General features: G+C 63.9%; 21 protein-coding genes and 1 tRNA gene. 10 read left to right on the forward strand and 12 right to left on the reverse strand.

From position 1 onward, the window contains the following. The first annotated feature begins 7 nt into the window (after positions 1-7). Positions 8-1,198 carry a hypothetical protein gene (locus FJ973_RS18105; RefSeq protein ID WP_140557026.1) on the forward strand — a complete coding sequence of 397 codons (1,191 nt, stop codon included), beginning with the start codon at positions 8-10 and terminating at the stop codon, positions 1,196-1,198. Between the two features lie 123 nt (positions 1,199-1,321). Here the strand turns inward: FJ973_RS18105 and aspS are convergent, their stop codons facing one another. Then, a complete protein-coding gene (gene aspS / locus FJ973_RS18110) occupies positions 1,322-3,112 on the reverse strand; it encodes an aspartate--tRNA ligase (protein ID WP_181165169.1) in 1,791 nt (596 codons plus the stop codon). 179 nt (positions 3,113-3,291) lie between these two features. Next, entirely contained in the window at positions 3,292-4,158 is an 867-nt protein-coding gene (locus FJ973_RS18115) for a LysR family transcriptional regulator (RefSeq protein WP_140557030.1), read from the reverse strand. Here FJ973_RS18115 and FJ973_RS18120 point away from each other — a divergent pair. The 3 genes from FJ973_RS18120 to rnd all read left to right on the forward strand — a co-directional run bounded on the left by FJ973_RS18120 (position 4,158) and on the right by rnd (position 7,733). After that, the gene (locus FJ973_RS18120) at positions 4,158-5,162 is read left to right on the forward strand and encodes a DMT family transporter (protein WP_318012625.1); all 1,005 of its coding nucleotides are present in this window, start codon (positions 4,158-4,160) and stop codon (positions 5,160-5,162) included. The genes FJ973_RS18115 and FJ973_RS18120 overlap by 1 nt on opposite strands. Before the next feature lie 99 nt (positions 5,163-5,261). Beyond that, the gene (locus FJ973_RS18125) at positions 5,262-6,506 is read left to right on the forward strand and encodes an MFS transporter (RefSeq protein ID WP_140557032.1); all 1,245 of its coding nucleotides are present in this window, start codon (positions 5,262-5,264) and stop codon (positions 6,504-6,506) included. 75 nt (positions 6,507-6,581) lie between these two features. Beyond that, a complete protein-coding gene (rnd, locus tag FJ973_RS18130) occupies positions 6,582-7,733 on the forward strand; it encodes a ribonuclease D (protein ID WP_140557034.1) in 1,152 nt (383 codons plus the stop codon). Between the two features lie 30 nt (positions 7,734-7,763). Here the strand turns inward: rnd and FJ973_RS18135 are convergent, their stop codons facing one another. The 5 genes from FJ973_RS18135 to FJ973_RS18155 form a co-directional block, all read right to left on the reverse strand. Then, positions 7,764-8,183, reverse strand: coding sequence for an MAPEG family protein (locus tag FJ973_RS18135; RefSeq protein WP_140557035.1), 420 nt, complete (start codon positions 8,181-8,183; stop codon positions 7,764-7,766). A 29-nt stretch (positions 8,184-8,212) separates the two neighbouring features. After that, complete coding sequence (locus FJ973_RS18140) at positions 8,213-8,842, reverse strand: hypothetical protein (RefSeq protein WP_140494112.1); 630 nt, start codon at positions 8,840-8,842, stop codon at positions 8,213-8,215. Beyond that, entirely contained in the window at positions 8,793-10,295 is a 1,503-nt protein-coding gene (gene guaB, locus FJ973_RS18145; RefSeq protein ID WP_140494114.1) for an IMP dehydrogenase, read from the reverse strand. The genes FJ973_RS18140 and guaB overlap by 50 nt, the downstream gene beginning before the upstream one ends. Positions 10,296-10,432: 137 nt before the next feature. Next, a complete protein-coding gene (locus FJ973_RS18150; RefSeq protein WP_140515645.1) occupies positions 10,433-10,882 on the reverse strand; it encodes a PIN domain-containing protein in 450 nt (149 codons plus the stop codon). After that, the gene (locus FJ973_RS18155) at positions 10,879-11,124 is read right to left on the reverse strand and encodes a type II toxin-antitoxin system prevent-host-death family antitoxin (protein ID WP_140521745.1); all 246 of its coding nucleotides are present in this window, start codon (positions 11,122-11,124) and stop codon (positions 10,879-10,881) included. The genes FJ973_RS18150 and FJ973_RS18155 overlap by 4 nt, the downstream gene beginning before the upstream one ends. A gap of 209 nt (positions 11,125-11,333) precedes the next feature. Here FJ973_RS18155 and FJ973_RS18160 point away from each other — a divergent pair, with 209 nt between their 5' ends. Further along, positions 11,334-12,755, forward strand: a complete 1,422-nt coding sequence (locus FJ973_RS18160) for an MFS transporter (protein WP_140557037.1) — start codon at positions 11,334-11,336, stop codon at positions 12,753-12,755. Between the two features lie 56 nt (positions 12,756-12,811). On the opposite strand, the gene FJ973_RS18165 is transcribed toward FJ973_RS18160, so the two are convergent. Together FJ973_RS18165 and FJ973_RS18175 are read right to left on the reverse strand one after the other, a co-directional pair. Beyond that, entirely contained in the window at positions 12,812-13,525 is a 714-nt protein-coding gene (locus tag FJ973_RS18165; RefSeq protein ID WP_140557038.1) for an RlmE family RNA methyltransferase, read from the reverse strand. A gap of 343 nt (positions 13,526-13,868) precedes the next feature. Beyond that, a complete protein-coding gene (locus FJ973_RS18175) occupies positions 13,869-15,218 on the reverse strand; it encodes a Ppx/GppA phosphatase family protein (RefSeq protein WP_140557040.1) in 1,350 nt (449 codons plus the stop codon). A gap of 427 nt (positions 15,219-15,645) precedes the next feature. Between FJ973_RS18175 and FJ973_RS18180 the strand changes: the two genes are divergently transcribed. From FJ973_RS18180 to FJ973_RS18195, 4 genes are all read left to right on the forward strand, one after another. Next, positions 15,646-16,578: a lysylphosphatidylglycerol synthase domain-containing protein gene (locus FJ973_RS18180; protein ID WP_140494126.1), complete on the forward strand. Its 933-nt coding sequence runs from the start codon at positions 15,646-15,648 to the stop codon at positions 16,576-16,578. A 123-nt stretch (positions 16,579-16,701) separates the two neighbouring features. Next, a tRNA-Gln gene (locus FJ973_RS18185) sits at positions 16,702-16,775 on the forward strand. A 148-nt stretch (positions 16,776-16,923) separates the two neighbouring features. Then, positions 16,924-17,418: a hypothetical protein gene (locus tag FJ973_RS18190; RefSeq protein ID WP_246675898.1), complete on the forward strand. Its 495-nt coding sequence runs from the start codon at positions 16,924-16,926 to the stop codon at positions 17,416-17,418. A gap of 352 nt (positions 17,419-17,770) precedes the next feature. After that, on the forward strand, positions 17,771-18,775 hold the full coding sequence (locus FJ973_RS18195) for a L,D-transpeptidase (protein WP_140557132.1): 1,005 nt from the start codon (positions 17,771-17,773) through the stop codon (positions 18,773-18,775). Between the two features lie 95 nt (positions 18,776-18,870). On the opposite strand, the gene FJ973_RS18200 is transcribed toward FJ973_RS18195, so the two are convergent. Beyond that, positions 18,871-19,557: a D-lyxose/D-mannose family sugar isomerase gene (locus FJ973_RS18200; protein WP_140494127.1), complete on the reverse strand. Its 687-nt coding sequence runs from the start codon at positions 19,555-19,557 to the stop codon at positions 18,871-18,873. Positions 19,558-19,743: 186 nt separating this feature from the next. Here FJ973_RS18200 and FJ973_RS18205 point away from each other — a divergent pair, with 186 nt between their 5' ends. Next, positions 19,744-20,802, forward strand: a complete 1,059-nt coding sequence (locus tag FJ973_RS18205) for a D-TA family PLP-dependent enzyme (protein WP_181170921.1) — start codon at positions 19,744-19,746, stop codon at positions 20,800-20,802. 24 nt (positions 20,803-20,826) lie between these two features. Here the strand turns inward: FJ973_RS18205 and FJ973_RS18210 are convergent, their stop codons facing one another. Both FJ973_RS18210 and FJ973_RS18215 read right to left on the reverse strand, forming a co-directional pair. Further along, the gene (locus FJ973_RS18210; protein WP_140557043.1) at positions 20,827-21,591 is read right to left on the reverse strand and encodes a heme ABC transporter permease; all 765 of its coding nucleotides are present in this window, start codon (positions 21,589-21,591) and stop codon (positions 20,827-20,829) included. A 164-nt stretch (positions 21,592-21,755) separates the two neighbouring features. Continuing rightward, positions 21,756-23,528 (reverse strand): glucan ABC transporter ATP-binding protein/ permease, encoded by a 1,773-nt coding sequence (locus FJ973_RS18215; protein WP_140494133.1) that lies wholly within the window; start codon positions 23,526-23,528, stop codon positions 21,756-21,758. Positions 23,529-23,582 lie beyond the last annotated feature (54 nt).

Here is a 23,582-nt window from a genome sequence, read left to right on the forward strand (position 1 = left end):
ATTCGCGATGACAATCAAACGCTCGACTCTCAGGAAATTCGCCTTTTCGACCTTCTTGCTCACATTGCCGCTGAACGCGGCGCTCGCCCAGGACACCGCGGTCGCCGACCGGCTGAAGGCGGCACTTGCCGCGCAGGGCGTCAACATCTCCTGGACCGGCGTGACCGGCGACAACGCCAGCATGGTGTTGCAGGGCGTATCCATCAAACCGGGCGCGGAAAAAGAAGCCCTTGCGATCGGCGACGTCAAACTCGAGGGCGTGACCGAAGCCAATGGCGGCTATGATATCGCAACCGTGTCGACCTCGGCATTCGAACATAGCAAGGACGGCGTCACCCTCAATTTAAGCCCCCTCGTCATCCACGACATGATGGTTCCGGCCAGCGGCGCCAGCGGCCCGCTGGGCTCGCTGATGATGTACAAGTCCGCCGAACTCTCGAACATGAGGGTCAAGATCGCCGACAAGACCGCTTTCTCGATGGACGGGCTTGCCATCGAAATCACGCCGCCGGCCGACGGCCAAGCGATGAAATTCACCGGCACCACCGAGAAGTTCAATGCCGACCTGACGCTGGTCGAGGATCCCAAGTCGAAGGAAGTCATCAACGCACTCGGCTACCAGAACATTGCGGGCAATTTCGAGATGGCCGGCACCTGGCAGCCCACTGACGGCAAGATGGAGCTGTCGAAATACAACATTTCGGTCGAGAATGCCGGCACGCTCGGCATGACCTTCGATCTCGGCGGCTACACGCTCGACTTCATCAAGTCGCTGCAGGAAATGCAGAAGAAGATGGCCGCGCAGCCCGAAGGGGCCGACAACTCGGCGCAAGGCATGGCCATGCTCGGCCTGTTGCAGCAGCTTTCCTTCAACAGCGCCTCGATCCGTTTCGACGACGATTCGCTGACGGGCAAGGTGCTGGACTATGTCGGCAAGCAGCAAGGCATGTCGGGCAAGGATATCGCCAACCAGGCCAAGGCGATCGTGCCGTTCGGCATGGCGCAGCTCAACAATCCCGAGCTGACGGCGCAGGTAACGGCGGCGGTCGGCAAATATCTCGACGATCCGAAGAGCCTCGAAATCTCGGCTAAGCCGCCGGCGTCGGTGCCGTTCGCACTGATCATGGCGGGCGCCATGTCCAATCCGACCGACCTGCCGAAGACGCTCGGCGTCACCGTCAAGGCCAACGAAGACTGATCGAAGCGACCTCGACTTGCTTCAAGATACGAAAAGCCCGGCAGCGATGCCGGGCTTTTGTCTGCGATTCTCAATCGAACGAGTCACTTCGGAGGCTTCTTTAAAGCGCCGTCCGAAGCGCCATCATGCCTCTTTCTTGATCGGTGCGACACGCAGCGACAAGTCGCGAAGCTGCTGCGGCGTGGCTTCCGACGGCGCATTCATCAACAGGTCGTAAGCCTGCTGGTTCATCGGGAACATGGTGATCTCGCGCAGGTTCTTGGCGCCCACCAGCAACATCACGACGCGGTCGATGCCGAATGCCGCTCCGCCGTGCGGCGGGGCGCCGTACTGAAACGCACGGTAAAGGCCGCCAAAGCGCTCCTCGACGGTCTGGCGATCCAGTCCGACCATCTCGAAGGCCCTGACCATGGTTTCGGGCAAATGGTTGCGGATGCCGCCCGAGGCAATCTCGAAGCCGTTGCACACGGCGTCGTACTGGAATGCCTTGATGCCGAGCGGCTCCTGGTTGTTGAGGGCGTCGATGCCGCCCTGCGGCATCGAAAACGGATTGTGGGCGAAATCGATCTTCTTCTCGTCCTCGTTCCACTCGAAGAACGGAAAGTCGACGATCCAGCACAGCTCGAAACGGTCGCGGTCGACCAGGTTCAGTTCCTCGCCGGCGCGGGTGCGCGCAGCACCCGCGAAGGAGACGAATTTCTTGGGATCGCCGGCGACGAAGAAGGCGGCATCGCCATCGGCAAGGGCCAGTTGAAGACGGATCGCCTCGGTGCGCTCCTCGCCGATGTTCTTGGCAAGCGGACCCGCGCCTTCGAGTTTCTCGCCTTCCTTGCGCCAGAAGATGTAGCCCAATCCGGGCTGCCCCTCGCCTTGCGCCCAGCTGTTCATGCGGTCGCAGAAGGCACGGCTGCCCCCGGTCTTGGCCGGAATGGCCCAGACCTCGGCCTTGGGATCGTTGGCCAGGATGTTGGCGAAGACCTTGAAGCCGGAATCACGAAAATGGTCAGAGACCGCCTGCATCTCGATCGGGTTGCGCAGATCCGGCTTGTCGGTACCGTATTTGCGCATCGCAACATCATAGGGAATGCGCGGCCAGTCCTTCGTGACGGGCTTGCCGTTGGCAAAGGCCTCGAAGACCGATGTCATCACCGGCGCCATGGTGGAAAGCACGTCATCCTGCTCGACAAAGCTCATTTCGAGGTCGAGCTGGTAGAATTCGCCGGGCAGGCGGTCGGCGCGCGGATCCTCGTCGCGGAAGCAGGGCGCGATCTGGAAATAACGATCGAAACCCGAGACCATGATCAGCTGCTTATATTGCTGCGGCGCCTGCGGCAGCGCATAGAAAGTGCCGGGGTGAATGCGCGACGGCACCAGGAAGTCGCGCGCGCCTTCGGGCGACGATGCGGTGAGGATCGGCGTCGAGAATTCGGTGAAGCCGACCTCGCCCATGCGCTTGCGCATCTCGGCGATGATCTTCGTGCGCGCCACGATGTTCCTGTGCAGCGTCTCGCGGCGCAGGTCGAGGAAGCGGTATTTCAGCCTGATGTCCTCGGGATAGTCCGGCTCGCCGAAGACCGGCAGCGGCAATTCCTTGGCCGCCGAAAGCACTTCGATCTCGCGCGCGAAAATCTCGATCTCGCCGGTCGGCAGGTTGGCATTGGTGGTTTCAGGCAGGCGCGCCTTGACCTCGCCGTCGACGCGGATCACCCATTCGCCGCGCACTGTTTCGGCGATCTTGAAGGCCGGCGAATCGGGATCGGCGACGATTTGGGTCAGGCCATAGTGGTCGCGCAGGTCGATGAACAGCAGGCCGCCATGGTCGCGCACGCGATGCACCCAGCCCGACAGGCGAACGGAAGCGCCGACGTCGCTCTTTCTCAACTGGGCACAGGTATGGCTGCGGTAACGGTGCATTGTCATGGGCAAAAGTCCGGGATGTTGGGTTGCCGGCCGAAGCATCGCGGCCCGGCCTGAAAAATTTGCGCGAAAAGCGCATGGGAGGCCCGGTTTGTCAAGGCGAGTGGGCGGAGGGCCAGGGCAACGAACCCGGGTTGACGGGTTCTTTCGGAGCATTCGCCGGCGCGCAGGTCGCCCTATGAACCAAGGCTTGACAGCCGCAGGCGATGCGCGAGGTGATCGACGACCAATGCGGCGCTTGCGGAAGACGTTGTGGCCCGATGAAGGCGGATCTCCGCCCCGGGCAGCGGCGGCACATAAGGGCCAGGATGGACATCGCGCAGGCCGGGCGCGAGCATGCTGCCCTTGACCACGGTAACCGCAAGGCCCTGCTCGACGATCGCCTCCGTCGCGGCAAGGCTCGGGCTGACATAGGCCAGTCGCCACGGCCGGCCCGCTCTGTCGAGCGCGTCAATCGCCCATGCGCGAAACAAGCAATCGGGGTCCGACAACGCGACGGGCAGCGGATCGAGTTCTTCGACAGAGTGGGTCCTCGCCGCCGCCCATATCGCTCTTTCGCGGCATATCAGATCGCCCTCGGCCACACCTTCCGGATGCATGGCGATGACCGCGTCAAATGATGAGCCGAGCCGTTTCAGCAGCCGCGCCGTGAGGCCGATCTCCATTTCGACCTGCATGAGCGGAAATCGCACGGCGATATCGGCGAGGAGGCGTGGCAGGATCTTGGTGCCGTAGTCCTCCATGACGCCTATCCGGATGCGTCCCGCTACCCGTTGGTTGGAGACACGGGCAATCGCCTGCTCGTTAAGTGCAAGAATGCGGCGTGCGTCGATCAGAAACCCCTCGCCGGCGGCCGTAAGCTCGACATGGGCCGTCGATCGACGGAACAGCGAAATGTCGAGGCGCTCTTCAAGGCGCTTCACCTGCAAGCTGACGGTGGCTTGCGTTCGATTGAGCTGCTCGGCGGCTCGCGTGAAAGAGAGCCGCTCGGCAACGACGACGAAAGTCCGCAACAATTCCGGATCGAGACTCCGACTGCTCATTGCGCAAGCTTATCAAGCTCATTGCATTTATTCGATTCCTTTTACCCGGTTTGCCCGATACCGCTGGACTCCGAACTGGCAGAGGGGAAGCGATGGAAACTGGAGGCGTGCTCGCGGCGATTCTCTCCAGCGCCTTTGGCGGCACCGCTGTCGGTGCAACGCGCTATCTCGCGCGTTCGCTGGATCCGCTCACCATCGGCGCGATCCGGTTCGGGGGTGGTTTTCTAGTGCTCGCCGCCGTAGCGCTTCTGCGGCGGGACAAGTGGCCTGCGAAAAGCGATTGGCCGGGCGCCGCCGCATTGGGCCTGCTGTTCTTCGGCCTATTCCCGGTGCTCTTCAACGGAGCCCTTGTCTACACGACGGCGGCGCGAGGAGCTCTGGCGCTTTCGACGCTGCCTGTGCTCACAATGCTCGCAGGCGCGGTTCTAGGGATCGAACCGCCGACGACGCGCAAGATCGTCGGCGTCCTGGTCGCGATGGCCGGAGTGGCTGTCGCGCTTGGCAGCAGCCTGACGACAGCTCCCCAGGGCGCCTGGCGCGGAGACCTCCTGATGATCGCGGCGGCATTCTGCATGGCGCTCTACAATGTCTGGTCGCGACCTTTTCTCACCCGCTGCGCGCCGACATCATTCGCCGCGTTTGGCATGGCCGTCGGCACGGCCTGCCTGTTGGCGCTGTCGACTTTGACTGGAGGCCTGACGCGACTTGCCGCGCTTGAGGCGTCGCAATGGGTTGCCAGCGGATACCTGGCCGTAATTTGCGGCGCCCTGATCTTCTTCCTCTGGGCGTTCGCGCTTGAACGTGCGCCGCCAACGCTGGTTGCCGTTTCAGTTGCCGTGAACCCCGTGACGGCATCGATCTTCGGCGCCGTCTTTCTCGGTGAGCAAATCAATGCAAACCTAATTGTCGGGCTCATCGCTGTCCTCGCGGGAATAGCCATCGCGTCGGGAGCAGCCGGGCGGTTCGCCGTGGGACGTCGAGGAGGCAGGCGCCGACTTCCTTGAACGGAAAGGCGGACACATCCTGTTGGCGCGGGGAATTGCCGCTGGTATTGACGGAAGCGATGGTTCAAGAAGGGATCACAGACATGTGATCGCCTCTTAATGTCCTCCATCCGTCCGCTGATCCCGCTCCTCATCGCCGCAGGCATCCTGCTCGGCGGCAATGGGCTGCAAAGCACGCTGATCGCGCTGCGCGGCGCGCAGGAAGGTTTTTCGGCTTCCGACATCGGCCTGATGGGCACGTTCTATTTCGCCGGCTTCCTGCTCGGCTGCCTGGCCGTCACCCGCATCCTGAAGGCGGTCGGCCATGTCAGGACCTTCTCGGCGCTGGCCGCGGCCGCCTCGGCCGGCACATTGCTCCTGGTTCTGGTCATCGACCCGGTGATGTGGTGCGCGGTGCGTTTTGCCGGCGGTTTCTGCTTCGCCGGCCTGTTCACGGTGATGGAGGCCTGGCTCAACTCCGGGGTCAGCAACAAGGACCGCGCCCGCGTGCTTGCCATCTACCGCATGGTCGACATCGGCTCGGTCACCGGCGCGCAGTTCCTCATCCCGATCTTCGGAGCGGGCGGCTTCGCCATATTCGCCATCATATCGATGATGATCACGCTGTCGCTGGTGCCGGTATCGCTGGGCGATCGCTCCAACCCGACGCCGCCGGAAGACGTCAAGCTCGACCTGGCGCGGGTCTGGCGCATCTCGCCGCTCGGCTGTTTCGGCTGCATCGCCGTCGGCGTCACCAACAGCGCGTTCCGCACGCTGTCGCCGGTCTATGCCGAGCAGATCGGCATGTCTGTCGCCGATGTCGTCACCTTCGTCAGCGTCGGTATCTTCGGCGGCGCACTCATCCAATACCCGCTAGGCTATCTCTCCGATCGCTGGGACCGGCGCTCGGTGCTGCTGGCGACGACATGCTGCGCCATGCTGGCAGCGCTGGCGCTTGCGTTCGTGGCGGGAGCCGACCCGTTTCTCAACTTCCTCATCATCTTCATCTTCGGCTGTTTCGCCATGCCGCTCTACTCGCTGTCGGCGGCGCACTCCAACGACCGCGCCGGCGCGGGCGAGTTCGTTCTGATCAACGCCGCCTTGATGCTGTTTTATTCCTTCGGCGCCATTGGCGGCCCTTTCGCCGCATCGACGGCGATGCAGTATTTTGGCCCAAGCGCGCTGTTCGTGTTCAGCGCGCTGGTCTATGCAATCTTCATCGCCGTCATCCTCTATCGGATGCGGGCACGATCGGGCGTGCCGGCTGGCAAGCGCAGCCGCTTCACCGCGCTGTTGCGCACCTCGACGGTTTTCGCCCGGCTGGCGAGAAGAAACGGCGATCCGGACGGGCCGGACGGGCCGTGATGCGAGCGCCAACGCTTGACGAAAGCCTTCCCGGCTGAAATCTAGGAAGACCCTACTCCTGCCAAAAGCGATTTGATGCACGTCATCACCACCCAAAAAGAACTCGAGACCGTTCTCGCCGCTTTCGAAAAATCGGATTTCGTCACCGTCGACACCGAATTCATCCGGGAAACGACCTTCTGGCCGATCCTGTGCCTGATCCAGATGGCGGCGCCCGGAATAACGGCGCTGATCGATCCGCTGTCGCCAGACATCGACCTGAAGCCGTTTTTCAGGCTGATGGCCAATGAATCTGTCGTCAAAGTCTTCCATGCCGCGCGGCAGGACATCGAAATCATCGTCCATCTGGGCGATCTCGTTCCCCATCCGGTGTTCGATACCCAGGTTGCGGCGATGGTCTGCGGGTTCGGCGACAGCGTTTCCTACGATCAGCTCGTGCAGCGCGTCACCGGCGCGCGGCTCGACAAGTCCTCGCGCTTCACCGACTGGCGCCACCGGCCGCTGTCCGAAAAGCAGCTCGACTATGCGCTTGCCGACGTCACCCATCTTATCGAGGTCTACCAGTATCTCAGCGCCGAACTGGAGCGGGAGAACCGCGCCCACTGGCTGAACGAGGAGATGGACGTCCTGACCTCGCGCGAAACCTACGATCCGCACCCCGAGGATGCCTGGAAGCGGCTGAAGATGCGGCTGCGCAAGCCGCAGGAGCTGGCGATCGTGCAGGCCGTGGCGGCATGGCGCGAGCGCGAGGCGCGCGAACGCGACGTACCCCGCGGCCGCGTGCTCAAGGACGACGCCATCTACGAGGTGGCGCAGCAGGCGCCGCGCGACGCGGCCGCGCTGGCCAAGCTGCGCACGATACCGAAGGGCTGGGAGCGCTCCTCGACTGCGACGGCGCTGCTTGGCGCGGTCAACACCGCACTAGCTCTGCCCAAGGAGCAATTGCCGAAGCTGCCGAAGAGTTTTCAGCCGCCCGAAGGCTCGAGCGCCGCGGCGGAACTGTTGAAGGTGCTGCTCAGGATCGTGGCCGAAAAGCAAGGCGTCGCATCGAAGGTCCTGGCTTCCAGCGACGACATCGACCGCATCGCCGCCGAAGGCGAAGCCGCCGACGTGCCGGCGCTGCAGGGCTGGCGCCGCGCCGTGTTCGGCGAGGCGGCGCTGAAGCTGGTGCGCGGCGAGATCGGCATCAAGTTCGACAAGCGCAAAATAGCGGTGTTCGATTTGTAGGCGGAGCGCCCCAACGAAGGGGAGTACTGCTCAAACCACCCGGAGCAGGTGCAGCGCGAACCAGATCCAGCCCAGCAAAAGAATCACTGCCCCCAGGGAGAAAGACCGGCTGCGCAGGAGCAGATTGTTGCTGGTCAGGTGAACCCAGGCATGAAAATAGCGGGTCGCGACAAAGATCCACATCAGGGCCAAGGTCAGATAGTTGACGCCGTTGGTCAGGTGCAGCATCAGGCACAGCACATAAAAAAGCACCGGCAGTTCGAACTGGTTGCTGAGGTTGCTGGCAACCGTCACGCAGGAGGCCGGCTCGGTGGAGCGCGCCTTGTACTGGCTGACTTTGGCTTCGCCCGATTGGATGGCGACATACCTGCGCCGGGCCATGGCGCTATAGACGATGTAGACCAGCAACACGTGCGCCAGAATAGGCCAGAAAATCGATGTCTGGTTCATGAACCCTCCCCGCCCGGTGCCGGGTCAGATCAATTCTGTTTCTGACCTGCCAGCCAGAAGACGGCGATGACGATCACCGGAATTGCGAGCAGCGCGAATTTGGTGACGATCAGCGCCGAGGCGAGACCCAGGGAATCGGGATTGGCCGACAGGAAATCCGACAGAAGGCGGGCCACGGCGATGTTCTGGGCGTAGTTGGCGATCGTGTAGGGCAGCACCAGGATCAGTGCGAAGATCGATTGCATCTGGCCCGGAAGCACGCGGAAATTCCTCAACCGCCTTCCCGTTGCCAGGATCAGGCTGACCAGCGTCACCGACAACAGCGCGGGGAACAGAAGATCGAAGGTCAGATAGTGCCAGACCAGGATGATCTCGCCGCCGCGCCGGCCGAGCGCCGTCAGCCAGGCCATGCCTTCATCCGGCGTGAAGCCAAAAACGCGCATGTCGAGCGACGGCAAACCGCCACTCAACTGGCGAAAATAGAAGAACTCCATGAGCGTCATGGCGATGAAAACCGCCACCGATGCGGTGCAAAGGGCGGCAGCGTGGCGCGATAGCCGCAAGATGGTCGCGGCCAGATTGCGCCAGAACGTGTACTGGTCGGGCCGATCAGGCTCCGCCGGGATAGTTGGGGCTTTCGCGGGTGATCGTGACGTCATGGGCGTGGCTTTCACGAAGTCCGGCGTTGGATATGCGCACAAAGGTGGCGCGTTCGCGGAAATCGGCAAGGTCGCGGCCACCAACATAACCCATAGCGGCTTTCAGGCCGCCTGCAAGCTGGTGCAGCACGCCAGACACAGGTCCTTTGTAGGGGACCTGCCCCTCGATGCCTTCCGGCACCAGTTTCAGCGTGTCGCGAACCTCCGCCTGGAAGTATCGGTCGGCCGAGCCGCGCGCCATGGCGCCGACCGAACCCATGCCGCGATAGGCCTTGAAGGAGCGGCCCTGGTGCAGATAGACCTCGCCCGGGCTTTCGTCGGTGCCGGCAAGCAGCGAGCCGATCATGGCGGCACTGGCGCCGGCGGCAAGCGCCTTGGCCAGATCGCCGGAATATTTGATGCCGCCATCGGCGATCACCGAGGCGCCCGATTTGTGCGCAGTTTCCACCGCCGACATGATGGCCGACAGCTGCGGCACGCCGACGCCGGCGACGATGCGGGTGGTGCAGATGGAGCCGGGGCCGATGCCGACCTTGACGGCATCGGCGCCGGCATCGATCAGCGCCTGGGTGCCCTCGGCGGTGGCGACGTTGCCGGCCAGGATGCGCACCGAATTGGAGAGTTTTTTCGCCCGCGTGACGGCATCGAGGACACGCTGCGAATGGCCATGCGCGGTGTCGATGACCAGAAGGTCGACGCCCGCCTCGATCAGGCGCTCGGCGCGCTCGAAACCGTCGTCGCCGACGCTGGTGGCGGCCGCGGCGCGCAGACGCCCCTGCGCGTCCTTGGTGGCGTGCGGGTTGAGCTGCGATTTCTCGATGTCCTTGACGGTGATCAGCCCCACGCAATTGCCCTGCTTGTCGACGACGACGAGCTTTTCGATGCGGTGCTGATGCAGAAGCCGCTTGGCCTCGTCCTGGTCGACATTCTCCTTGACCGTGATCAGGTTCTCACGGGTCATCAATTCGTAGACCTTCTGCGCCGGATCGGAGGCGAAGCGCACGTCGCGATTGGTCAGGATGCCGACCAGCCGGCCGCTCTTGTGGCCGCCGGAGCCGCCATTCTCGACCACCGGAATACCCGAGATCGAGTAGGTGCGCATCAGCGACAACGCGTCGGCCAGCGTCGCGTCGGGACCGATGGTGACCGGGTTGACCACCATGCCGGATTCGAATTTCTTCACCTGCCGCACCTGCTCGGCCTGCTCGGCCGGCGAGAAATTGCGGTGGATGACGCCGATGCCGCCGGCCTGCGCCATGGCGATGGCAAGCCTTGCCTCCGTGACGGTATCCATGGCCGCCGACAGGATCGGCACGTTGAGGTCGATGTCGCCGGCAATCCGGGTGCGGATGTCGGTCTGGCCGGGCATGACTTCGGAATGGCCGGGCTGCAAAAGCACGTCGTCAAAGGTCAGCGCCAGCGCGCCGGTGGACGTTTCGATGATTTTTGCCATGGCCAGCCCTTTGAATGCGGGAAAAGCGCTGGACCGGGATGGACAGCGCGACTCTCTTCTTCCCTTTCAGGATTGGCGGTGGCTGGTACCACGTCCCGGCACGGAAGAAAAGCCGATCGTTGCGGACGCTTCAGCTTCTATTGCGAACCAAGGAAAGCATCCAGCAAAGCGTGACGCGGCGATGCAAAGGGGTTGACGACGGTTACACCGCCCCAGGTGAAGCCGTCCTGCAGGTCTTCCGACAGAAGCAGCCGGCAACCCGTTTGGGATGCAGCCGAAAGAATGACGGCATCCCAGATGCCGAAGCGATGGTCCGCCGCAAGATCGACAGCCATCGTCATCACCTCCGGCGTCGTCCCAGCAACCGGGAACGCGTCGCGCCAGCTAAGCAGCGCATCCCGAGCCTCCTGGCGCGACCTTCCGGCTTTGCGGACGAGGACATTGAACAGTTCACCCAGCACCTGGACCGGAACAATGGCAGCGTCTTGTGGAACCTTGCGCAGCAGTTCGAGAACGTGGTCGCGTTTGTCTACGTTGTTAACGCCCTCTGCGTAGGCAAGAATGTTGGTGTCGAGCGCGACCCTCACAGGTCATCCTCGTAGAGCTCATCGCGGGTCCAGCGTCCTGCATCGGCAACTGGCTGCCGTTCGAGTCGCGACAGCAATGCCGCGCGCGAGCGGGAGGCCACACCCTCGTGCCTCTCCGCAGGCACGATCCGTGCCACCGGCCGACCATGGCTTGTCACGACGTAGCTCTGGCCCTCGCGTACCTCACGCAGGATGCGAGAAAATCTGCGATTGGCATCGGCTGCCGAAACGGCCTCTTCCATGATCATAATGTCCTGTAGTTATTTTCACTACAATAGGGATAGTGTCCGCTTTTTGCAAGCAATCGTGTATCGCAGCCGCCACCGGAGGTTGCGGTCGCATAAAAGTGACAGCAATTTAACACGACATTGGTGTCCAGCCGTGATAACCGCCCTGCCTGCCGGCAAACTCCCGGTCGGCAACATCTGGAATCAAGCCCGGACGCGTTCCTTTGAACCGAACCATTCCGCTCATATTGGCGGTCGCTCTTTTCATGGAAAACATGGATTCGACCGTCATCGCCACATCGCTGCCGGCGATCGCCCTCGACATCCACACCAGCCCGATCGCGCTCAAGCTGGCGTTGACCTCCTATCTTGTGTCGCTGGCGATCTTCATTCCCATCAGCGGCTGGATGGCGGATCGCTTCGGCGCCAAGAACGTTTTCCGCGCCGCGATCGCGGTGTTCATCGTCGGTTCGGTCGCCTGCGCCGTTTCGGGCTCGCTGCCGGCCTTCGTGGTGTCGCGCTTCCTGCAAGGCATAGGCGGCGCCATGATGACGCCGGTCGGGCGCCTGGTGCTGGTGCGCGCCACGCCCAAGAGCGAACTTGTCGCGGCGATGTCCTGGCTGACCGTGCCGGCATTGGTGGGCCCGCTGGTCGGACCGCCGATCGGCGGCTTCATCACCACCTACTTCACCTGGCACTGGATCTTCCTGATCAATGTGCCGATCGGCCTGATCGGCATCTGGCTGGCCACCCGCTTCCTGCCGGAAACCGAATCGATGGAGACGCCGCCGCTCGATTTCGTCGGCTTCGTGCTGAGCGGGCTGGCGGCGTCCGGCGTCGTGTTCGGCCTGTCAGTGATCAGCTTGCCCTATCTGCCGCCGGCGACCGGCTTCATCACCGTGGGCGTCGGGCTGGTGTCGGGCGCTCTCTACCTCATGCATGCGCGCCGTGCCAGGAACCCCCTGCTGGCGCTCGACTTGTTCCGCAACCAGGTATTCCGCTCCTCCGTGCTTGGCGGCGGACTTTTCCGCATCGGCATCGGCGCCGTGCCGTTCCTGCTGCCGCTGATGTTCCAGATCGGTTTCGGGCTGACGCCGTTCCAGTCCGGCATGATTACCTTCGTCTCCGCGATCGGCGCCATCGGCATGAAATTCGTCACAGCGCTGATCTTCCGCGTCGTCGGCTTTCGTCGCGTGCTGATCGTCGGCTCGCTGGTGGCCGCCGCGTCGATCGCCGTCAACGGCCTGTTCACGCCCGATACGCCCTATCTCCTGATGCTGGCCATGCTGCTGGTGGGCGGCTTTATCCGCTCGATGTTCTTTACCGGCATCAACGCCCTCGCCTACGCCGAGGTTTCAGCCGAGGACACGAGCAAGGCAACGCCGATCGCCGCCGTGTTCCAGCAACTGTCGATCGCGCTGGGCGTGGCGGTTGCCGGCGGCATCCTGGAGATATCGACGAGTATCCACGGCGGCCCGTTGACATTGCCGGACTTCCATACCGCCTTCTTCATCGTCGCGGCAATTTCCGCCGCCGCATCGCTGTCGTTCATGCGGCTGGCGCCCGATGCAGGCAACGCCGTCTCCGGCCACGGCCGATTGACCATGCCCAAGCCCCTGGAACCGGTGAGGTCGCCGGGGGAGTGATGCAGCCCTTCTCCCCTTGCGGGGTCCAAAGGACGGGCAAGGGCAGAAGGGAGGCGCTATCCCCGATCGGACTCACGCCCTTTGAAGTCCTTCGCGAGCAAATACAGCTCCACCGATTCATCGCGCGACGCAGGCGGCTTGACGTGGTGGACGGAGCGGAAATTCTTCTTCAGCATCGAGAGCAGCTCGTTTTCGGCGCCGCCCTGGAACGTCTTGGCCAGGAAATGTCCGCCCGGCTTCAGCACCGACAGCGCGAAGTCGGCGGCCACCTCGCACAGATGCATGGTACGGATGTGGTCGGTCCGCTTGTGGCCGGTGGTGGGCGCTGCCATGTCGGACAGCACGACATCGGGATCGCCGCCAAGCGCCTCGGCCAGCTTCCGCGGCGCCTCGGGATCGAGGAAATCCATCAACAGCACCGGCGCGCCGGGCACCGCATCCATCTCGAGATAGTCGATGCCTACGACATGCGGATTTTCCGCGGTCGATTTGGTCCGCGCGGCCGCGACCTGGCACCAGCCGCCGGGGGCCGCACCAAGGTCGATCACCTTCATGCCGGGTTTCAGCAGATGGTGCTTGTCGTCGATCTCGATCAGCTTGTAGGCCGCGCGCGAGCGGTAGCCGTCAGCCTTGGAGCGCTGGACGTAGGGATCGTTGATGTGGCGCTGCAGCCAGCGGCGCGACGATTCCTTCAGCCCGCTTTTCTTCTTGATCCGCGTCTTCAGCACGCGAATGCCGGCCGAGCCCGGCTTTTCCGGTTTCTTGGTCATTGGTTGACTTCTTGTCCAAGTTTTCTCGCTTGCCGGGTTGTGGCCGTTTTTCGGCGGCAGCGCGTTTGGCAAACGGCTTCCCCCACTCCGTCGCTGCTTCGCAGCGCCACCTCTCCCCCCTCCGGAGGGAGAGGAAGGGCGCCAAGATTGGCTAGCTCGCGCCATTCCTCTCCCCCGTCGATCGGGGGAGAGGTGTCGAGCGAAGCTCGACGGAGTGGGGGTCGACTGCTCACCGGAGCAACGCTTGCGCCAGCTTGCCCGAGCGTGACTTCTGGACAAACGGAGCCGTTTGTCCGCGAAAACCGGTCGCCACTTTTCGCTGACGCGGTTCTGCGGTTCGGGATCATGCTCTGCCGCGCCCATCGTTGCGCCAGACGCCGTCATCGGCCATCAGCTCGCTCAATATGCCCTCGCGCAGGCCGCGGTCGGCGACGCGCAGCCGCTCCGACGGCCACACGGCACGGATCGCTTCCAGGATGGCGCAGCCGGCCAGCACCAGGTCGGCGCGGTCGGCGCCGATGCAGGGATTGGCGACACGCTGCTGGAAATCCCAGCCGACAAGTTTTTCCACCATGCGGTCGACGCTGTCCCTGTCCATCCACAGGCCGTCGACGCGGCGGCGGTCGTAGCGCTCGAGATCGAGATGGACGCCAGCCAGCGTCGTCACCGTTCCGGAAGTGCCCAGCAGATGAAATTTCGGGCTGGCCTTGAGGTGGCTAAGCCGATCGCGGCCATCGAAGGCGGCGAGCCGGGCGGCGACGTCGTCGACCATGGCGCCAAAAATCTCGCGCGTCACCGTGCGGCCGCCGAAACGCTCGGCCAGCGAGACGACGCCGACCGGCAGCGACGTCCACGACACGATATGGTTGGCGAGCCGCGGCGAGCGGCGGCCGGTGAGATCGATCAGCGCGATCTCGGAGGAGCCGCCGCCGATGTCGAACAGCACGACGCCCTGCGTGTCGCGCTCGACCAGCGAACCGCAGCCGGACACCGCCAGCCGCGCTTCGGTCTGTCGGTCGATGATTTCGAGCTTGAGGCCAGCCTCGCGCTCGACGCGCTCCAGGAACTCGACGCCGTTCGCCGCCGAGCGGCAGGCCTCGGTGGCGATCAGCCGCGCCTTCCTGATCTTGCGGTTGCGCAGTTTCTCGCCGCAGACCTTCAGGGCCTCGACCGCGCGGTCCATCGCCGGTTGGCCGAGGCGGCCGCTGGCCGTGAGCCCCTCGCCCAGTCGCACGATGCGCGAAAAGGCGTCGATGACACGAAACTGGCCATGACGCGCCGGCACGGCGACCAGCAGCCGGCAATTGTTGGTGCCGAGATCGAGCGCGGCAAATACCGGCAATTCCGGCATCGTCGGGCGACGGGCCCCCGGTTCGGGCCGAGCCACCGCGATGGGCGGTGTGGCTATGCCTGCAGGCGCCGCGCCAGCCGCGGCGGCGCGTGGCGCCGGCGCCCCATTCGCCGCGGGACGGATATCGTCGCGCGCAAAAACCTTGCGCCCGCGCCGGCGTTTGCGCCTTTTCTTGGCCTTGCCCTTTTGGTGGTGGTTCGCGTCGCTCGCCTGCCCGTCGGCGGAGCGTGGCTCCGTCGGGCGGCGTTGCTGCCATTTGGCGGTCCCCGGGCCTGCCGGCCTCGGGGAAGCGCTGGACGCGCCCACCTCCGGCGCGCCGGCGCCGGTGTCGCGGTCTTCCACTGTCGTTCCTTCCGGCGCCGCGCGAACCGGCGAACGGACGCAGCAGGCGCTTCTTTGTTTCAAGTTGCCGCCAGACTAACAGCGCCGGCCCGGATCACCAAGTGCCGCGTGGCACGAATTTTGCCGGGCTGTCCGCAAACCGCCCGCTGCCGCGTCTTACGCAAAGTGGGGATAAACAGCGACTTTCGGCACAAATGCGTGTGGGGACGGTCGCATGGCCGGGCCGATATTCCCGCTCGGCTGTCGATTTTCCGCCTCTCGACGACGATAACGATTGCGGCTTGCCATGGCGGCAAGGGCCGGCGGTTGAATAGCCGGCTTCGATGAGGCATCTCTGAAATAGAGGGGGCAAAGCGATCGGAATCGCCGACCGCTTTCCCGCAATGACAGCGAAGGCAACGGGCCCGCAACGCATGGCAGTCAGGCAATGAACTGGAGACGCTATTTCTGGCCGGTCGTCGGCGTCGGGGCGGTGATTTTCTCGCTCCTGCTGCTCTGGCACGAATTGCGCGGCATTTCGCTGGATGATGTCTGGGACGGTATTGCGGCGATCCCGGCCCGCGGCTGGATCCTCGCGGGGCTGAGCTCGGTTGTCGCCTATGCCTCGCTCGCCGGCTACGACCACATCGCGCTCCTGCATATCGGCAAACGCGTGTCGTGGCTGTTCGTGACGCTGTGCTCCTTCACCACCTACGCGCTGTCGCATAATATCGGCGGCTCGGTGTTTTCGGGCGCCGTCATCCGTTATCGCGCCTATGGCACGAGGGGATTGAGCGGACAGGACGTCGGCGTGCTGGTGGCGATCTGCTGGATTACCTTCGTGCTGTCGACGGTACTTGCCTCCGGCCTCGTTCTGGTGCTCGAACCGCAGATCATCGACCGCTTCTCCGGCATAGCACATCACGGCCTGTCGCGGGCTGCGGGCATCGTCATGCTTGCCGTCGTCGCCGCCTATATCTTCGGCAGCTGGCTGCATCTGCGGCCGCTGAAGATCGGCAGCTTTCAGATTCACTATCCGGCCCTGCCGATCGTGGCGCGACAATTACTGATCGGCCCGATCGAACTCCTGGCGGCAGCCGCGATCATCTTCTTTGCCCTCCCCGGGACCCATAACCCCGGCTATTTCGTGGTGCTCGGCGTGTTCCTCGTCTCCTTCTCGATCGCGCAGATCTCGCACGCGCCGGGTGGGCTGGGCGTGTTCGAGGTGGTGTTCCTGGCCGGGCTCTCCGACATGGACCCCGTGGGCGTGCTGGCGGCCCTGCTGGTATTCCGGCTGTTTTATCTCATCGTCCCGCTGTTTCTGGGCCTGGGCATCGTGCTCTATTTCGAGCGCTCGCAGTTCGGGCGGACAGGCAATTGAAAAGCCGCGCCGAAACATCACAATTGAAACACCGGCAGGCTTGACTATTTTCTGCTGGCGGCTACAAGGCAGCGCTCACAGCGGTTCGCCCGCTCGGCCCGCGCGGTTTATGACCTCGCCTGCTGGGGAATAGGTTAACGGTAGACCCACGGACTCTGACTCCGTTAGTCCTGGTTCGAATCCAGGTTCCCCAGCCAGCTTCACTCCCACCGTCCGCACCAGACCAACCAGCCTGATCCGCCGTCTCGCGATCGAACAGGCAGCCCGATCGCGGGTTGAAATATCGGGACGGCCTCTTACCTCGGTGAAGGGCGGGCGAACAATCCAGCAGATCGGAGAGCGGTTTTGGCGTCTCGCGGGATTCGACTACCGGCTATTCTGTTTCTTCTCACCGGCACGGTCACGCTCTGGTCCTGCGTCGTTCCCGACGATACGTCCAAGCTTGCGAAAGAGGATCCCACGACGGCGGCCGCCCAAAAGGAAATGGTCGGTCTCAGCGAAGCGGATCTGCGAATGTGCGCGGGGTTCCCCACCGCCACCGCCGACGAAGGAGCATCGGGGCAAATCTGGAGTTACGAGCGCGCGGTGCAGCGGGGCAATGTCAATGTCGTGCTTCCCACCTTCGCGGTGGGCCCTATCCCTTCCGTCGGCGGTTCGGTGAATGTCGCTCCGGGCGGTTATTGCAACACACAGGTGCGCATCGTCGATGGCCGTGTGGCGGAGGTCGCCTATGCGGGCGACAACAACCTTCCAAACCGCCGCGATGGGCTGTGTGTCAGCGCCGTCGACGCATGCGTCGTCTATGCGCGCAAACAAAACAAGGGCAGGCCTGGCAGTTAAGGGCGTTCGGCACCGATGCGGGTGAGCCCGGCTTTGTCATAGGCGCTGCACGGGCTGCTGGAATGCCTGACACGGCGCGGCGAGAGCGAGGCGTTGCCGGCGCTGCAAGCAAGGTTGGCCAAGACGGATGTACCAATCAGCTCGTCATGCCTGTGTGCAGGACGAGCGTGCAGCCGGCGCCGAGTTCTTCCCGTTAAGTCTATCATCACATGCATCCGCGCGACTGCCGGACGTCCCGATCCGTATTCCTCATACTGGCGGTCGGTGATCGCGGCTCAAATGCAGGGGGAATGGAACCAGATCGGCCCTGCAACGTCATAGAAGCAGGTGCTCATGCAGGAGTGTGACGTCGATGACCAGGCTCCTTCTCGTCGCGGCTGTCGTGCTCGCCATGGCATGTGACGTATCGGCGGCGGCAAAGCTGGACGTCGCAACCGTCAACAACACGCAATTCGACGACAGCGAAGCAAAAGGCGTCAGTGCGACCGTGCTGAAGGCACAGATCCTTCTGGATCGCGCGCGCTTCTCGCCGGGCCTGATCGACGGCCGCGCAGCAGAGAACTTCGCCAAGGCGGTCCGGGCGTTTCAGGCAGCCAACGGGCTGCCCGCCGATGGTAAGCTCACCCGCCAGACCTGGGACAAGCTGGTCGCGACCTCCCCGAGCCCGGCGCTCGAGACGTACGAGCTGACGCGCAAGGATGTGCGCGGACCGTTTACCAGGCGAATTCCGGCGCGCATGGAGAAAATGGCCCGCCTGCGCAGGCTCGGCTACCACAACGCGGCGGAAAAAATAGCGGAGCGCTTCCACGTCAGCCAACAGTTGCTTCAACGGCTCAACCCTGGCGTCGGCTTCAGGAAGGCCGGGCAAAAGGTGCTGGTGCCTGCCGTCACCCGAGGCGATCCGCCCGCGGGTGTTGCTGAGGTCGAGGTCGACAAGGGCGCGCGCCAGCTTCGCGTGCTCGACCCGTCCGGCAAAGTGCTTGCGGTGTACCCCGCCTCGATCGGCAGCCAGGAGAAGCCGGCGCCGAGCGGCCAGGCAGAGGTCAAACGCGTGGTGCACAACCCCACCTATCACTACGATCCCGACTTCGCCTTCAAGGGAGTCAGGACCAAACGCCCCTTCAAGATCGCCGCCGGGCCAAACAATCCGGTGGGATCGGTCTGGATCGATTTGTCCATCGAAAGTTACGGCATTCACGGGACTCCGGACCCGAGCAAGATCGGGAAAACCTTCTCGCATGGCTGCATCAGGCTGACCAATTGGGACGCCGAGGACCTCGCCTCCGAAGTGCACGAAGACACGAAGGTCATCTTCACCGGCGAAGCGGTGGGATCGATCGACCAGGGATCGCCGTAGCGGCAACCGGGGGCGACTCACTTTCGACTTGGCTGCTGCCATCGAGGCTGCCAGCCTTGACCGTCAGCCGCCCGGTGCCTCAATTCACGGCTGATTTACCCCAGCCACTTCTCATAGTCGGACACCAGCAGGTGCAGCGGGGCGACGTCCTCGTCGACGTTGGAGAAGCGGCCGATCGGCTCGCGAAAAACGTTGTCGGTGAGATCGTCATTGACGGTCGACACCTCGCCGATCAGCACGTCCTTGCCTTCGGCCCAGAAGGCATGCCAGACGCCGGGCAGCAGCGTGACGCTCTGGCCCGGATCGAGCTTCAGCAGCCCGCCCGCCGGCAACCGGTGGATGGTGCCGTCGACAGGCACCGACACCTCGGCCTTGGGATCGATGCCGCCGTCGCGATCGTGCATGAACAGTTCCAGCACCAGCTTGCCGCCGCCACGGTTGATGATGTCCTCGGCCTTGATGTTGTGGCGGTGCATCGGCGACAACTGGTCCTTGCGCGAGATCATGATCTTCTCGGCATAGAGCATGCCCATGCCCTTCTTCATGTCCTCGTAGCGGCCGTTGCGCACTGTGAACAGGAACAGGCCGAGCTCCTTGAATTTTTCCTGGCCGTAATCGGTGATGTCCCAGCCGAGCCGCGAGGTGAAAATGGCCGAGGAATCGACCTGGCGCGCCTTCATCTCTTCCGGCGACCAGTAGGCGAAGGGCGGCATGATGTAGCCGAACGAGCGGATGAAAGCGTCGGCTTCGCGGATGATGTCGTTGATGGCGGAGCGTTTCATGATCGTGGTCCTCGTGTCGACTTTTCCGACAAATCGCATAGCCGAACGACGATGCGGTGTCGATCCGTATTGCCTCGCCCCGGCTTGCAGCGCGGACGCATGGAACCACGGATCCGCTCGGCTGGCCGCGTGACATAAGGCGCTTTCAGGGCCATAACCCCTGCGGATTCCACAGGGTGACAGATGATGCCGACCATTCACGACCTCGATACGCCATCGATCCTGATCGACGCCGCGCGCGCCGAAGCCAATATTGCCCGCGCGCAGGCGCATGCCGACCGTCACGGGTTGAAGCTCAGGCCCCACATCAAGACGCATAAGCTGCCCTATTGGGCGAAGAAGCAGGTGGCGGCGGGCGCGGTCGGCATCACCTGCCAGAAGATCGGCGAGGCCGAGGTGATGGCCGATGCCGGGCTGACCGACATTTTTCTCCCCTACAACATCCTTGGCCGGGCCAAGCTGGAGCGGCTGAAGGCGCTGCATGGGCGCGTTACCCTATCGGTGACGGCGGACAGCGTGGAGACGATCGAAGGCTTGGCCGCCACCTTCACCGATGCCGGCCATCCCCTGCCGGTGCTGGTCGAATGCGACACTGGCATGGGGCGCTGCGGCGTGCAGACGGCCGGTGAAGCGGTTGGCCTGGCAAGACAGATCGAGACGGCAAAGGGCCTCGCCTTCGGCGGGCTGATGACCTATCCGGCCGCGGGCCGTGCGGGGGAGGCCGAGGCCTGGCTCGCCGGCGCCAGGCAGGCGCTGGCCGCCTGCGGTCTCGCCTGCGCGCGCATCTCCAGCGGCGGCACGCCCGACATGTGGCGCTCGGGCGAAGACAGCGTCGTCACGGAATACCGCCCCGGCACCTACATCTATCTCGACCGCTACCAGGTCGCCAAGGGCGTCGGCAGCCTCGACGATTGCGCGCTGAGCGTGCTGTCGACCGTGGTCAGCCATCCGACGCGGACGCGTGCCATCCTCGACGCCGGCAGCAAGGCGCTGTCGAGCGATACGCTGGGGCTCGCCGATTTCGGCGAGCTGCTCGGCGTTGCGGGAGCGCGGGTGACGGGCCTGAGCGAGGAACACGGCACGGTCACGCTCTCAGGCGATGGCAAGCTTCGCATCGGCGAGCGCGTGCGCGTGGTGCCCGACCATTGCTGCGTCGTCACCAACCTGTTCAATGAGGTCAATTTGATCGACGGCGAGACGGTGCTGGAAACCCTGCCGGTGGCCGCACGTGGGGGGATGGGATGACTTCTTTGGCCAGGCGCGGGTGATTCAAGCCGGCTGACGCTCAGCCTGCCGGGCCGCGACCCTGCGCATCGCAATCACCCGCCGCCGGTGGATTTCGGTACGCATCGCCATCAGGTGCAGCGCGAAGAACAGCACCGTGAAGCCGATGGCCATCACCAGCAGCGGCCAGAGCATCGAGGGGTCGATGGTCGATCCGCCCATGCGGAACACCGAGGCCGGCTGATGCAGCGTGTTCCACCAATCGACCGAGAATTTTATGATCGGGATGTTGATGAAGCCGACCAGCGTGATGATGGCGGCGGCCCAGGCGGCGCGGCCGGCATCATCGAGCGCGCGGGTCAGCGCGATGATGCCGAGATACATCAGGAACAGCACGAAAACCGAAGTCAGCCGCGCGTCCCATACCCACCAGGTGCCCCACATCGGCTTGCCCCAGATCGAACCGGTGATCAGCGCCAGGGCGGTGAAGACGGCACCTATGGGGGCCGCCGATTTCAGTGCGACATCGGCCAGCGGGTGGCGCCAGACCAATGTGCCGAGCGCCGAGAGCGCCATCAGCGTGTAGCACATCATGGCCAACCAGGCGAAAGGCACATGGATGTACATGATGCGGACGGTGATGCCTTGCTGGAAGTCCTCGGGCGCGGTGAAGCTCATATAGAGGCCGGCGGCAAGGGTCAGCGCCGCAATCGTCGCCAGCCACGGCACCACCCGGTCGGCAAGCGCCACGAACCGTGTCGGGTTGGCAAGATCGGTCCAGCCGCTCAGGCGTGAAGTGCTGTCGCTCATGCCGCTTTAAATAGCCCGGCTATGCGTCTGGGGCAATCGAGGGAGTGTCGCAGGCCTTGTCACCTCCCCTTGGGGGGTTGCTGCGAAGCAGCGGGGTGAGGACGGCGGCGCTCCCCGACCGGACCTTCAGTCCGACCTCCCACGGGGGGAGGTAAAAGAACCCGCTAGGCGGCCTCGCCCTGTATCGAGCGGCTGAGGCGGCGGACCTCTTCGTCGTTGAGCAGGCCGCCGGCGCGCAGCAGGCTGGCGAAACGGCCGTTGCGCAGCGACAGCTCGGCGAAGCCGCCCATTTCGACCACCCTGCCCTTGTCCATGAACACGACCAGATCGGCGTCGCGGACGGTGGTCAGGCGGTGGGCGATGATGAAGGTGGTGCGGTCGCGGCGCAATTCGTCGATCGCTTCCTTGACGCGGTCTTCTGTCTCGACGTCGAGCGCGCTGGTCGCCTCATCCAGCACCAGGATCGGAGCATCCTTCAACACGGCGCGGGCAATGGCGATGCGCTGGCGCTCGCCGCCAGACAACTGGCCGCCACGTTCGCCGACTACCGTGTCGTAGCCATTGCTCTTGGCCAGGATGAAGTCCTGTGCGGCAGCCGCGTTGGCGGCGGCATGGATCTCGTCGTTGGTCGCATCGGAGCGGCCGACGCGGATGTTGTCCTCGATCGAGCGGTTGAGCAGGCCTGCATCCTGGAACACGGTGGCGATCGAATGGCGCAGCGACTTGCGGGTCACGGTGCGGGTGTCGATGCCGTCGATCAGGATACGGCCGGTGGACGGCGAGAAGACGCGCTGCAACAGATTGATGAGCGTGGTCTTGCCGGCGCCGGTCGGCCCAACGATGGCTACGGTCTGGCCCGCCTGGACCTCGAAGGAGACGTCGTGGATGCCCTGCCCCGAATTGGCGAATTCGAAGCCGACATTCTCGAAGCGGACATGGCCGGTGACGTTCGTGAGATCGCGCAGCCCGTCCGGTTCGGCGGCGTCGGCCGCCGAGTCCTCGAGATGGTAGAAATCCTCGAGCTTGGCGCGGGCTTCCGAAATCTGGTTGGCGAATGCCGACATCTGGTCGAGACGTGCGATCAGCAGCGTTGCAAAACCGGTGAAGGCGATGACGTCGCCGATGCGCAGCTGGCCGTGGGTGACCAGATAGGCGCCGATCAAAAGCACCACCATCATCGAAATCGTCGACGACAGACGATGCAGCGCATTGGCCATGGCCCACCAGTCGAGCACAGGGTTCTGCGCATCGAGCAGGTTCTTGACGTAGCGGCGCAGCGTATCGGCCTCATGGCCGAGGCGGTTGTAGCTCTGCAAAACGGCGACGTTGCTGACCGAGTCCGTCACATGGGCGAATACGGTGTGATAGTGGCGCTCCACGGCGGCCTGGCCTGCCTTGGTCCGCTTCATCACCAGCCGGCCGATGCCGACATAGAGCACGCCGAGAGCCAGCAGCACCATCGACATGCGCACGTCCATGCTGAGCGCGGTCGGGATCAGCAGGAACAACGCGACGGCCGTGGACAGATGCTGGCGCATGAATTCGAGCCAGAGACTAAACAAGGTCTCCACGGCACGCAGCAGCGTGTGCAGGGAATTGGACGTGCCGCGCTGATGATGCCAGGCGAGCGGCATGGTGATGACGCGCTCGAAGGAGTCGCAGAGCACTTCGCTGCGCCGGGCGTGGGCGAAGCGGTCGGCGCCGCGCGCCACAAGAACGAACGCGATGATGTTAAAGGCGCCCAGGCCGGCCCAGAGGGCGAGGGTCGAAAAGACGGAGCCGTGTGCGGAAATCGCGTCGATCACGCGACCGAACATGATCGGCTCCAGGATGGCGATGATGGCCAGCGCGACATTGGCTGAGCAGATCAGCGCCACGCGTTTCCTGTCAGCTGCCAAATAACCGAGCGCTCGCCAGTAGATTTGCAGAAGGGACACTTCAGCTACTCCGCCAAAACATTTATTGTGCACCGCACCATTTCTTGACACGTA

The organism is Mesorhizobium sp. B2-1-3, from assembly GCF_006442495.1.
Taxonomy (GTDB): Bacteria; Pseudomonadota; Alphaproteobacteria; order Rhizobiales; family Rhizobiaceae; genus Mesorhizobium.